The sequence below is a fragment of the Photobacterium angustum genome (genome assembly GCF_003026365.1).
Lineage (GTDB): Bacteria > Pseudomonadota > Gammaproteobacteria > Enterobacterales > Vibrionaceae > Photobacterium > Photobacterium angustum.
Genome location: NZ_PYOM01000001.1, coordinates 78,129 through 90,013 on the forward strand (window position 1 = coordinate 78,129; position 11,885 = coordinate 90,013).

An 11,885-nucleotide genomic window follows, 5' to 3' on the forward strand; every position below is an offset into this window, starting at 1 on the left:
TCATCGCCTTGAAATAAGAAATTATACGTTTTCTTAGTTATAACAAAATATTCCTAATTAGTAATAAAAAAGGCTACCGAAGTAGCCTTTGATGTTAGTTTGGTTAGCGAAGACTAGGGTGTAGCCAGAACCACCAGATAATTAATGCGATAGCAGCAATGCCTAATAACAAGCACATACTATTTCTCCTGTGCTGATTTAGCTTGGTAGCTAGGTTTAAATAAGCGAAGTCGATTGGCATTGGTAACTACAGTGATGGATGATAACGCCATGGCTGCTCCTGCAATAACTGGGCTGAGTAATGCGCCAGTGAGTGGGTACAAGACACCTGCAGCAACAGGGATTCCTAAGCTATTGTAAATAAAGGCACCAAATAGGTTTTCTTTCATATTTCGCAAAGTTGCTTTAGATAACTCTAAGGCATCAATTACTCCATGAAGAGAGTGACGCATTAATGTAAACTGCGCACTTTCTATTGCAACATCAGTACCACTTCCCATCGCAATACCGACTTCTGCCAATGCAAGAGCAGGAGCATCGTTGATACCATCACCGACCATCGCTACTCGATTACCTTGTTGTTGAAGTTGTTTTATTTGTGCCGCTTTGCCATCGGGTAGTACATCAGCAACTACATCCGTAATGCCTAATTTACTCGCAATCACTTGTGCTGTTTTAAAACTGTCTCCCGTTAGCATCACAACAGTCAGACCCATTTTTTGCATTCGTTTAACCGCACTTAGTGAGTCACTACGTAGAGGATCGCTAATGCCAATAATTCCTATAAGTTGGTTATTTTTCGCTAAGTAAACAGGTGTTGCACCTTGAGAGGCGATATTATCAAAGTCAGTTTGGGCTTGATGGATATCAACATTGTATTGGGTCATTAATTTTTCATTTCCCAGTATCACGCTGGTTGTATCAATAGTGCCTGCGACGCCCATACCCGCAATAGCTTTAAAGTCTGTTACTCGACTGAGAGTCAGATCTTTTTGTTTCGCTGATTCAATAATAGCGTTCGCTAAAGGATGCTCTGAACCTTGTTCTAAGGTAGCGGTTAATTGTAATAGCTGATTTTCAGTAAGAGTGGTATAGCTCTTAATACTTACCACTTGTGGCTTCCCTTCAGTGAGCGTACCTGTTTTATCTAACACAACAGTATTAATGTTAGCTGCTTGCTGCATAGCTTCAGCGTCACGAATTAAAACCCCTAGCTCTGCTGCGCGTCCAACTCCTACAGTCACTGACATTGGTGTAGCGAGACCTAAGGCACAAGGACAAGCAATGATAAGTACGGTCGTTGCAGCGACTAACATATAAACCGATGACGGTGCTGGACCGAAGTAGTACCACACCATCGCAGTAATAATGGCGATGATCATGACACTTGGCACAAAGATGCTTGAAATAGTATCAGCTAAGCGTGCAAGTGCGGGTTTGCTGCTTTGCGCTTGACGAACGAGTTGGATAATTCGAGCGAGCATTGTATCGCTACCAATATGCTCAGCTTTAAAGAGTAATGATCCTTGTTGGTTGATAGTCCCAGCTCTTACTTTGTCACCACTTTGCTTGTGAACCGCAAGAGGCTCACCTGTTAGCATCGATTCATCTATATAGGTATTACCTTCAATGACGACACCATCAACAGCGACTTTAGCCCCAGGACGAAGACGTAACGTCATCCCACTTTTTATTTCATTGAGTGGACGCTCACTTTCCACGTTATTTTCAACCACGATAGCAGTTTGTGGTTGTAGATCGATTAAACGCTCTAATGCTTTAGATGTTTGACTGCGAGCGCGAGCTTCAAGTGCATGTCCTAATGTAATTAAACCGATAATCATGGCTGTTGCTTCAAAGTAAACATGTCGAGCAGATGCAGGAAACATATCTGGTTTTAGCACTACAAGCATTGAAAATAGCCAAGCCGCTCCTGTACCTAAAGCGACTAACGTATCCATTGTTGCACGATGATGTTTGAATGCTTTCCAACTATTGATATAGAAATCTTTACCAACAGTTACGAGCAATAATAGGGTGATTAAGCCAACAAATCCCCATGCTAATTGGCTGGTGGTTGAGTCGATCATCATACTACCGCCAAAGATCCCCCAAGCCATCATAGGAACCCCTAAGCCAAGTGCAATAAATGCATTTCTTAAGTGTGTTTTGAATGTTTGGGTATTTTGTTGTTGTTGACGATGACGACGAGTTTGTTCATCTTCACTGATTTCTGCGCCATAACCGGCTGCAGTAATAGCGGTAATAACGGCTTTTATATCTGGAGTACCTGATATAAGCGCTGTTCGCTCTGCAAGGTTTACACTGACAGTATCAACACCTGTGACTTGTTTAATCGCTTTTTCAACAGAGGCCACACAACTGGCACATGTCATGCCGGATAACAATAACTGTTGAACCTGAGAACTTTCAGATGAGGGAAGAGTATTTAGCGCTTTATCATCTTTGTTCTCTTGCTCATTGATATTTTCTGGTTGAGCTAATCTCTCATCTAAAGTCGTTTGTGTTGCTTGGTAGCCTGCCTCTATAATAATGGAAATGATATCTTTTGCAGCAAGCATTGTTCTAATTTCTGCATGTGTTTTATCTAAAGCAAGGATTTGAATCTGATCATTGGCTTTTAGTTTCTCTGTTAATTTGGCAACGCATTTTCCGCATGAAAGTCCAGAGAGAGTAAATATTAGCGTGTTTTCTTCTAATTCCGACGAAGCAGGTATTACTTGATAACCCAGTGACGTAATAATATCAGTAAGTGTTTGCTTACTTAGAGAGCCCGTTATATCAGCTGTTTCTTTCGTTATACTAGCGCTAAAAATATCATTACGACTTGCTAGTGCAGCTTCTACTTTAGCCACGCATCGACCACACGATAAACCAGCGAGTGCAAGTTGATAGTGGAAACCGACTTGGTAGCCCAATGCATTGATCTTTTCAGACATTGTTTTTAGTGGGCTTTCACTATTTACAGTAATTTGCTTTGTATCAATATCGATAATCTGGCAGGCGGGCAATATTGCTAAAGCTGAACGTATTTTATTTACGCAGCTCATGCAATGGACGTTAGCGAGTGGGAGAGTAATAGTATTCATTTTGAGCCCTTACGCCTTACTATATTTAAATAATGAAGTAAGAATAAACCTTCTAGTTACTGTAAGGTCAAGGTATGTTTGGTGTATTTTAAAGAATAGATAAAAAGTGAAAGGATAAAGATGATTAATATAAGTGAAGTCGCTGAAAAAACAGGGCTAACAGCAAAAACTATTCGGTTTTATGAAGCTAAAGGTGTGATAAGCCCCGCTCCTAGAGGAGCTAATGGCTATCGTTATTATAATCAAAACCATATTTCAGAGTTACTGTTGATCAAACGTTCTCGAATGATTGGATTCTCTCTTGATGAATGCCGTGATTTACTGGCGTTATCAATGGACTCAAGTCGTCAGAGCCGTGATGTAAAAGAGAAGGCAGAAGAAAAGTTAAAAGAGATAGATATTAAGATCAATGAATTACTACAGATGAAGAAAACACTTGAAGCATTAACGAAGCAATGTCCTGGAGATAAAAATTCAAACTGTCCGATATTGGAAGGTTTAGCACAACAAGAATAAACAGGCGCTAGAAAATTAGCCCCTGTTGTTAATTCTGATTATGAATTACTGTCAGTCATCGCAAGTGTGCCATCGTAAGGAATCACTTGTAGCTTTGGTTTTGGATGCTTCGTGAAAATCACAAGTTCATCTTTATTCAGTCTTTGTAGCGAAAGCTGGTACCAAAAACGTTTATTCGCAAAGTTTAAGCTCTCTATCGCAGCATCAGTAATTTTCTTTGTGTGATCTTCATTACTGGTGACTAATACTGCCGCATTGCCAAAAGCGTAAAAATAGAGACCTTTTAATACGGTATAGCCGTTATCTTGTTTAGGATCGGGGTAGTCTATTAAGGTGTATTGACCAAATTTACAACTACCGAACTGTTCATGACCAGGAGTGGTTAATTTATAGTTAAAGTCACAACCCATACCGTTAATTATAGGAAATAACATCAGGGCAACTAATGCCATGATGATGTATTTAATTTTTTTCATACAGTTTACCTGCTGAATCTATATATACAGTGCCTTTCGATGGCAGGTTTTTAGGCAACTCATTTAAGTTAAGAAGCTCTATATTACCACAGATCTGCTGATTATTAACGGATACACAGGGTGGTGTTTGCCAACTACTGATCCAAAGGCCTACCCATGCTAATAACGCAATCATTGATATGCCACAACCAATTTTTGCTATCTTTGATAACGGTTGGTTTGCAATAATGTCTGTTTCTTTCTCATCGTTATTATCTAATGATGTAGTTATGCTCTCTTCTTTATTTAAAGAGGCGGTTGTATTTTGGCTAGTCGTTATATGGTCACTGTCTGATACGATTTCTGGTTGGATTTGATGCTGTATAAAAGTGTTTTTAGCAATCGTAAATCCAGCTCCTTTTATCGTAATGATAATTTCATTTTTTGTTTTAAAAGCTTTGCGTAAATTAGCGATAGCAACATTTAATGAATTAGGTACAACGACTTTATCAGGCCAACCGATCTCAAGTAATTTGTCACGGCTAATAATCTCACCATTATTATCAATTAAGTATTGTAATATTTTTGTCTCACTAGCACTGAGTTTGGTTGTAGTATCAGGTGTAGAATAAGCGCTTTTTTGGGGTTCAAAGCTATCTTTACCCTGCTTATATATAATCATTGATTTACCTATTCACTATCTGCAAAAGACTATAGTTGCCTTCTAACGTATTTATCATTGTTATTATTTATAGTGCTAAATGTATCTTGGCGTAGCGGGATAAACTACGCAATTTTTAGCGATTACCCTGTCTATATTGAATACTTAAGTAACATGTATTGGATGAAAGAAGAACAAAAAATAATGAGGAATCTTTCTTGTCAGCGCTGATGCTAACAAAAAAATTTATTTATGGAAGAGATAATAAAAGTAGTCGATGTTACATAGTGCAGATAAATTAATATTTTTCTATCTCTTGATTATTCTATTCACCTATAAAAAGTAGTGTTTTTTAGTGGCTGAGATTATAAAAATTGATCTTTTAATTATTTGTTATTTAGTGATTTTTGTTTTTTTATGTCTGACTTTTATCTTTTTTTAGAGTTGTTTTTTTCGATAAATTATTTTGTATTTTCCTTTGTCTACTTTTTTTTCTGAAAAAAACATTTTTCAGAAGTCAGTTTTTTTGTTGTAGTGAAAAACGCAAAATAATTGTGAACATCATTTTTTATTACTTGCCATAACCTCGTATTCCTCACAAAATGCATCCTGTTCCTGACAATAACTGCTTTGCGATACACATTAAAAAAATAGTACGCACTATATAAAGCAGACTTGAAAAGTTTTTAAGCATTACTCAATGGAGTTAAACATGAAATTGAAATCTCTATCTCTAGCTGTAGTTGCAGCTTTATCTCTAGGCGTTGCTACATCTGCAATGGCTGCTGATGCACCTGCAACGACTACAAATAACACTGCGGCACTAACTCAATCAGCAGCAACTGGTCACTGGTATGCTGGTCAAGGCCACGGCTTCTGGCTTGGTGGTGCACTAGGTATGGGTTATGTTGGCAGCACAGACTCTAAAATGTTTGGTGGTCAAACTAATGCTCCTAGCGCTAAGCTAGATGCTGGTTACGATTTCAACCAATACGTTGGTGTTTACGGTAGCTACGACTTCATGTACAACCTAGGTAATTCAAACCTAAATCTAGCAACTCTTGGTATTAAAGGTAACCTACCTCTTACACAAAAGTTATCTGCATTTGCTAAAGTGGGTGCAACTTACATCTACGCTGATGACAAAGATGCTGATCAAGTATTCCATATGAAGTCTGATAGCTTCTCGGCAACTGGTGGTCTAGGTCTTTCTTACCAGCTTACAAACGCACTATCTACTCAAGTTGGTGCTGATTACTACCAAAACCTACGTACTTCACACGGTCACGCTGATCTAACTCAAGCGTACTGGGGTATGACATACAAGTTTGGTCAACCAGCTACACCAGTAGTTGTTACTAACAATGTTGAAGTAGTTAAAGAAGTTGCTGTAGAAGCACAAGTACCAACACGTTCTTCTTACGTTCTACCATACCAAAATGGTCAAACTCAGCTAAACGACTACGGCCGTTACAACCTAGGTGAAGTTATTGCAACTATGCAAGCTAACCCAGAAGTTAACGCTCAAATCATCGGTCGTGCAGACAAAGTTGGTTCAGCTAAAGTTAACGAAAAAGTTTCTGCTGAGCGTGCTGCAAACGTTGCTAAATACCTAGAAGCTAACGGCATCGACGCATCTCGTCTAACTGTTTCTTCTGTAGGTTATAACAACCCACTTAAAACTGACGCTGCAACTAAGACTAACTACGTACAGCGTTCAGTTCAGATCATCCTTAAGTAATTAAGACTGATCATATCTATCTAGTATTTTATTGCTAAGATAAATCTATGCCGGTGATATCTTCACCGGCATTATTTTTTTAATCACATTCTCATTAAATCACTTTTGATTTGTCGAGCGTAATGCGGTGGACGATGTACGTTTCACGTAAGCAATTTAATCAGAATGAATTAAGGTATTTTGTAAGGACTAATAATGAAAAAAACAACGCTATGTTTATTAGCAATAATTACCATTTCATTAACTGGTTGTTTTTCTAATCAGCAATTTGATAAATCAGCACAGATGGTCGGTGATTGGAAACTAAAAGGTGGAGTTGAGATCCCTGGTATTACAAAGCATCGACCATCGTTAAATATTGAATCAAACATGAAAGTAACAGGTTTTACCGGTTGTAATCTTTTTAAAGGTAAGGTTGAGCCTGTCGGTGACTTTTCGCTTCCATTCGTAACGCGTAAAATGTGTTTGCCTGAGTTAGTCAAACAAGAAAATAATATGCTAAACGTGTTACGTAGTGCGACAAGTATTGAAGTCATTAACAATAGCCTCATTGTTGATGCTGGCGATAAGTTTTTGGTATTTGAAAAAACTAATGCAAGTTAATTGTCTTATGTGATTTAATTTTATGTAGAGCCCAGCCATTGTGCTGGGCTTTTTTATAAGTAGAACTAAGGATAGATGATGTTAGTTATCGCGCCAACGCAAGTCGTATTTACTCAACAACAATGGTTGCTTGATAGTGCTGTACTAATGATAAGTCATTCAGGTGACGTAAATTATGTTGTTACTCAGTCGACCCCTTTTCATCCTGTTAGCCATATATGGCCTGATCATCCTGCTGATCAAGGGATGATTATTCATGCTGGTAAACAGTATCAGATTAACAATTGTGTCGTTGGTGCTATTGAGCTAACAACAAACAGTCTTTTTATTGCCCAAGACATACCGGTTAAACGGGATACGGAAGGATGGGTGTTTGTTGTTGTTCATATTATTACAGGAACAATAGGCTTTGATATTGGCGATACAGTGACATTGTCTGTTGATAGGGAATATCAACAAAGTTTGAGTCGTGGACATAGTGCGGGGCATTTATCTTCTTTAGCGTTAAATAAAGTTCTTCATAATGACTTCTGGCGAAAAGAGCCGTCTCGTAGAGATGAGCTTGGTTACTATGATTTTCATAGCTATGCCCAAGAAAAAAGTGAAGTGACGCCCGATCTCAGTACTGACACGTATCGTTTGGGTAAAACATTACGTAAGCGTGGGCTCAACAGTGCAGATCTACTAGCAGAACTTAATCTTGTGGCTGAGCGTATTAATCTGCAACTTAGTGATTGGGTAGCATTAAAAACTGCTGTGGTAATGAGGCGAGAAGGCGATCATCTGACAGATTCACGTTATTGGCAGTGTAATTTAGGCTCTGAGGGCGTTATTGAGATCCCTTGCGGTGGAACTCATATTTTATCTTTATCTGAATATCAATCAGTTACCGTTAATTTTAAGGTGAATTCAGAGCAAGAGATTGTGATGTATACCAAGAGTGTGAAAGCGTAATATTAAACGTTTATTTAGATTTTATTCTCTGAGTTATGCTTATAAAGATAAAGATCCTAATTTATATTGTGTATGATCGTTGTGTTTTAATATTAAAGTTTAGTTTTATATCCTGTTTAAAATCCAAATGCAGCACATGTAACTTATGCTTTCGGGAAGTGTATTGATAAATGTTCTTTTGGTACCTGTTAGCTGATCAGGTTTGTTTTAAAAGAAGATCACCACTAAGCATGTTGATCATCGTGTTGATCTAAATTGATTATTTATGATTGTTGAATAATAGAAAAAAACTTATTTATGATAATTATTTGTGAGGAAGGTGAAGTTCTATACGCAAGATAATTGTATTTCTGATTACCGCGCTTAATAATCACTCGAAGATGTAAATTTTGTACAGAGGTCGAAGAGCATGGCTGATAACGTTGAAAATATTTGTCCGCAATGTAGCAGCTTATTAAGTTGGAAAGATCACGGCTATTTTTGCGATTTTTGCCAACAACAAGTTGAGAAGCATGTATTTTGTCCTGATTGCAATGAGCAGTTAGAAAGATTACAAGCTTGTGGTTCTGCAAGTTATTTTTGTAATCATTGCAATGAGTTAAAGTCTAAATCTCGGGTTAAGTTACAATTTGTAATGCGTGCTGAAACACGCTAAATGGAATGAATAAAAAATGGCGCTTAATAGCGCCATTTTTGTTAACAGATTCTATGGTTATTTGATAACACAGGAATGGATATCACCATCTGTTACAGTGGTGATAAGTTTATCACCATGCTTAACTTGTGATGTATTTCTGATTACATCACCTTGCTCATTTCGAGTAATTGAGTAGCCTCGAGCAAGTGTTGCGAGAGGGCTTACTGTTTCTAGTTTTTCTGCTGCCACCGCTAATTTATGCTTCGCATTTAGCAGCTTACGGTCTAAAGCATCATAGAGTCTTCGTTCACTTCGCTCTAAATTTCGTTGTGCATTGCTTACTAACGTAGCGGGGGAGTAAAGTGATATTTTATAGTTATTACTATCGATATGCTGTTGATGCTTTTGTATTTTTTTCTGCATCGCTTGAACTAAGCGTTGGCTAATTTCATCAAGATGTTGCTGCTGTTGATTTAAACGAAGTTGTGGATGCTGACGTTCTAAGCGGTGTTGTAGTTGGGTTGCTTGGCGCAAAGATTGTGATAAATATGACCTGATTACATGGCGTAATTGTTGTTTTTTACGATCGAGCAATTGCGTTTGGTGAGTCATATCTCGACTGATCAACTCAGCGGCAGCAGAAGGTGTTGGTGCACGGACATCGGCAACAAAATCAGCGATAGTGACATCTACCTCATGACCAACAGCACTGACAATGGGGATCTGGCTAGCAGCAATGGTTCGCGCGACAATTTCTTCATTGAACGCCCAAAGATCTTCCAGTGAACCGCCACCTCGACCGACAATTAATACATCACATTCCTGTCTAGCATTGGCTCGACCAATCGCTTGTGCAATAGAAATTGCAGAGCCTTCGCCTTGTACCATCGTTGGATAAATCACAATGGGTAAACTCGGATCACGACGTTGCAATACTTGTAAAATATCGTGTAGAGCTGCGCCTGTTTTTGAGGTAATAATACCTACTCGTTTTGGTTGTTCTGGAAGCGTTTGTTTGAGTGATTGAGCAAATAAACCTTCAGCAGCAAGTGACATTTTTAATTGTTCAAATTGCTGTTGTAAGCGACCATCGCCTTCTGGCTGCATACTTTCAATGATCAGCTGATAATCACCACGTGGTTCATATAATGACAAACGCGCCTTAACTAATACTTGATTACCATTGGCTGGTTTAAAGGTCACATGTCGATTACTGCCTTTAAACATGGCACATTTAACTTGGGCACGTGAATCTTTCAGTGTGAAATACCAATGACCAGAAACGGGCATCGAAAAATTAGATAACTCACCAATAAGCCACACTACACCCATTTCATTTTCAAGTACGAGACGTACTTGTGCATTTAAGCTAGAAACCGTGTAAATACGACTATTTGTTTGGGTTTGAGGGGAAAAAGTGGTCACTAGGAATGGTACCTGCTATCGAATGAAGTAGTAGGCAGGCGGTCAAAATAAAACCGAATAAGACATAAAGTATACAGGCAGATCAATGGACAGATCTTGGCCGTATTTCCTTGACCGCATCACCGGATAGTTAACCGAAATATATTACTTATCAATTAAAATGTGTCAAGAAAAAAAATAAAAAAAATTCTAGCCAAACGTTTGCTTCATACGTATAATTCGACCGCAATATTTTATCCTTCTTTAAACCCCTATTCGGTGTGAGATATTGCAATGTTACGAATTAAACAAGAAGCTTTAACCTTCGACGATGTTTTGCTGGTTCCTGCCCATTCAACCGTTCTACCTAACACTGCCGATCTGCGCACTCAACTGACAAAAGATATTTCTCTTAATATCCCAATGGTGTCAGCGTCAATGGATACAGTGACTGAAGGTCGCTTAGCTATCGGTCTTGCTCAAGAAGGTGGTATCGGTTTCATACACAAAAATATGTCTATCGAACAGCAAGCAAATCAAGTTCGCATGGTGAAACAGTTCGAAGCAGGTGTTGTTTCTGAGCCTGTGACGGTTAAACCTACCGCAACGATTGCAGATGTTAAGCGATTAACAGAGCAAAACGGCTTTGCTGGTTACCCTGTAGTAACTGACAACAATGAGTTGGTTGGTATCATTACAGGTCGTGATGTTCGATTTGTGACTGATCTTTCAAAGACTGTTGAAGAAGTGATGACATCTAAAACGGATTTAGCATCGGCTAAAGAAGGTGCATCTCGTGAAGAAGTTGAAGCTATCATGCAACAACACCGTGTTGAAAAGGTGTTACTTGTTGATGATGAATTCCGCCTTAAAGGTATGATCACCGCAAAAGACTTCCAAAAAGCAGAGCGTAAACCTAATGCTTGTAAAGATGAGCGCGGCCGCTTACGTGTAGGTGCTGCAGTTGGTGCAGGTGCTGGTAATGAAGAGCGTGTAGCTGCATTGGTTGAAGCTGGCGTAGACGTATTACTTATCGATTCTTCACACGGTCACTCTGAAGGTGTACTTCAGCGTATTCGCGAAACGCGTGCTGCATTCCCAAATCTTCCTATTGTTGGCGGTAATGTCGCTACAGCTGAAGGTGCACGTGCTCTGATTGAAGCAGGTGTTAGTGCTGTAAAAGTGGGTATCGGCCCTGGTTCAATTTGTACAACACGTATTGTTACTGGTGTTGGTGTTCCACAAATTACCGCAATTTCAGAAGCGGCATCTGTTGCTGATCAGTACGGTATTCCTGTTATTGCTGATGGCGGTATTCGTTACTCTGGTGATATGTGTAAAGCGATTGCCGCTGGTGCATCATGTGTGATGGTAGGTTCTATGTTTGCTGGTACTGAAGAAGCGCCGGGTGAAGTGGAACTGTACCAAGGTCGTTCATACAAATCATACCGTGGCATGGGTTCACTAGGCGCAATGTCAAAAGGTTCTTCTGACCGTTATTTCCAAACTGATAATGCTGCTGATAAATTGGTACCTGAAGGTATTGAAGGCCGTGTTGCTTATAAAGGTTACCTAAAAGAAATCGTTCACCAACAAATGGGTGGCTTACGCTCAAGCATGGGCCTAACGGGCTCAGCAACGATTGAAGATCTTCGTACTAAAGCTGAATTTGTACGTATTTCAGGGGCTGGCATGAAAGAGTCACACGTTCATGATGTGACTATTACTAAAGAAGCACCTAATTACCGTATGGGTTAATCGTTACCCACTCATCTTAGGGTTTAACTATTACGTCAGTAAGAAA

The 11,885-nt window shown here is 39.0% G+C and carries 10 protein-coding genes; 6 read left to right on the forward strand and 4 right to left on the reverse strand.

The features are described from left to right. Positions 1-179 precede the first annotated feature (179 nt). Positions 180-3,110, reverse strand: coding sequence for a cation transporter (locus tag CTN01_RS00480; protein WP_045147965.1), 2,931 nt, complete (start codon positions 3,108-3,110; stop codon positions 180-182). Positions 3,111-3,230: 120 nt separating this feature from the next. Here CTN01_RS00480 and cueR point away from each other — a divergent pair, with 120 nt between their 5' ends. Further along, the gene (gene cueR, locus CTN01_RS00485) at positions 3,231-3,626 is read left to right on the forward strand and encodes a Cu(I)-responsive transcriptional regulator (RefSeq protein ID WP_105060795.1); all 396 of its coding nucleotides are present in this window, start codon (positions 3,231-3,233) and stop codon (positions 3,624-3,626) included. Positions 3,627-3,664: 38 nt separating this feature from the next. On the opposite strand, the gene CTN01_RS00490 is transcribed toward cueR, so the two are convergent. Then, positions 3,665-4,102: a hypothetical protein gene (locus CTN01_RS00490; RefSeq protein ID WP_005370038.1), complete on the reverse strand. Its 438-nt coding sequence runs from the start codon at positions 4,100-4,102 to the stop codon at positions 3,665-3,667. After that, positions 4,089-4,763 (reverse strand): winged helix-turn-helix domain-containing protein, encoded by a 675-nt coding sequence (locus CTN01_RS00495; RefSeq protein WP_045147967.1) that lies wholly within the window; start codon positions 4,761-4,763, stop codon positions 4,089-4,091. The genes CTN01_RS00490 and CTN01_RS00495 overlap by 14 nt, the downstream gene beginning before the upstream one ends. 691 nt (positions 4,764-5,454) lie before the next feature. Here CTN01_RS00495 and CTN01_RS00500 point away from each other — a divergent pair. The 4 genes from CTN01_RS00500 (at position 5,455) to CTN01_RS00515 (ending at position 8,695) form a co-directional block, all read left to right on the forward strand. Further along, complete coding sequence (locus CTN01_RS00500) at positions 5,455-6,483, forward strand: OmpA family protein (protein WP_045147968.1); 1,029 nt, start codon at positions 5,455-5,457, stop codon at positions 6,481-6,483. Between the two features lie 195 nt (positions 6,484-6,678). Further along, complete coding sequence (locus CTN01_RS00505) at positions 6,679-7,086, forward strand: META domain-containing protein (protein ID WP_045147970.1); 408 nt, start codon at positions 6,679-6,681, stop codon at positions 7,084-7,086. Positions 7,087-7,164: 78 nt separating this feature from the next. Then, entirely contained in the window at positions 7,165-8,040 is an 876-nt protein-coding gene (locus CTN01_RS00510; protein ID WP_045147971.1) for an alanyl-tRNA editing protein, read from the forward strand. 409 nt (positions 8,041-8,449) lie between these two features. Further along, a complete protein-coding gene (locus tag CTN01_RS00515) occupies positions 8,450-8,695 on the forward strand; it encodes a zinc ribbon domain-containing protein (protein ID WP_045147973.1) in 246 nt (81 codons plus the stop codon). 57 nt (positions 8,696-8,752) lie between these two features. On the opposite strand, the gene xseA is transcribed toward CTN01_RS00515, so the two are convergent. Continuing rightward, entirely contained in the window at positions 8,753-10,102 is a 1,350-nt protein-coding gene (xseA, locus tag CTN01_RS00520; RefSeq protein ID WP_045147975.1) for an exodeoxyribonuclease VII large subunit, read from the reverse strand. A 273-nt stretch (positions 10,103-10,375) separates the two neighbouring features. On the opposite strand from xseA, the gene guaB reads away from it, so the two are divergent. Next, on the forward strand, positions 10,376-11,839 hold the full coding sequence (gene guaB, locus CTN01_RS00525) for an IMP dehydrogenase (protein WP_005370051.1): 1,464 nt from the start codon (positions 10,376-10,378) through the stop codon (positions 11,837-11,839). The last annotated feature ends 46 nt before the right edge of the window (positions 11,840-11,885 follow it).

Excerpts from the sequence above, each read along its gene's own strand:
- CTN01_RS00480 (WP_045147965.1), bottom strand. The coding sequence starts at position 3,110 with ATGAATACTATTACTCTCCCACTCGCTAACGTCCATTGCATGAGCTGC.
- cueR (WP_105060795.1), top strand. The coding sequence starts at position 3,231 with ATGATTAATATAAGTGAAGTCGCTGAAAAAACAGGGCTAACAGCAAAA.
- CTN01_RS00490 (WP_005370038.1), bottom strand. The coding sequence starts at position 4,102 with ATGAAAAAAATTAAATACATCATCATGGCATTAGTTGCCCTGATGTTA.
- CTN01_RS00495 (WP_045147967.1), bottom strand. The coding sequence starts at position 4,763 with ATGATTATATATAAGCAGGGTAAAGATAGCTTTGAACCCCAAAAAAGC.
- CTN01_RS00500 (WP_045147968.1), top strand. The coding sequence starts at position 5,455 with ATGAAATTGAAATCTCTATCTCTAGCTGTAGTTGCAGCTTTATCTCTA.
- CTN01_RS00505 (WP_045147970.1), top strand. The coding sequence starts at position 6,679 with ATGAAAAAAACAACGCTATGTTTATTAGCAATAATTACCATTTCATTA.
- CTN01_RS00510 (WP_045147971.1), top strand. The coding sequence starts at position 7,165 with ATGTTAGTTATCGCGCCAACGCAAGTCGTATTTACTCAACAACAATGG.
- CTN01_RS00515 (WP_045147973.1), top strand. The coding sequence starts at position 8,450 with ATGGCTGATAACGTTGAAAATATTTGTCCGCAATGTAGCAGCTTATTA.
- guaB (WP_005370051.1), top strand. The coding sequence starts at position 10,376 with ATGTTACGAATTAAACAAGAAGCTTTAACCTTCGACGATGTTTTGCTG.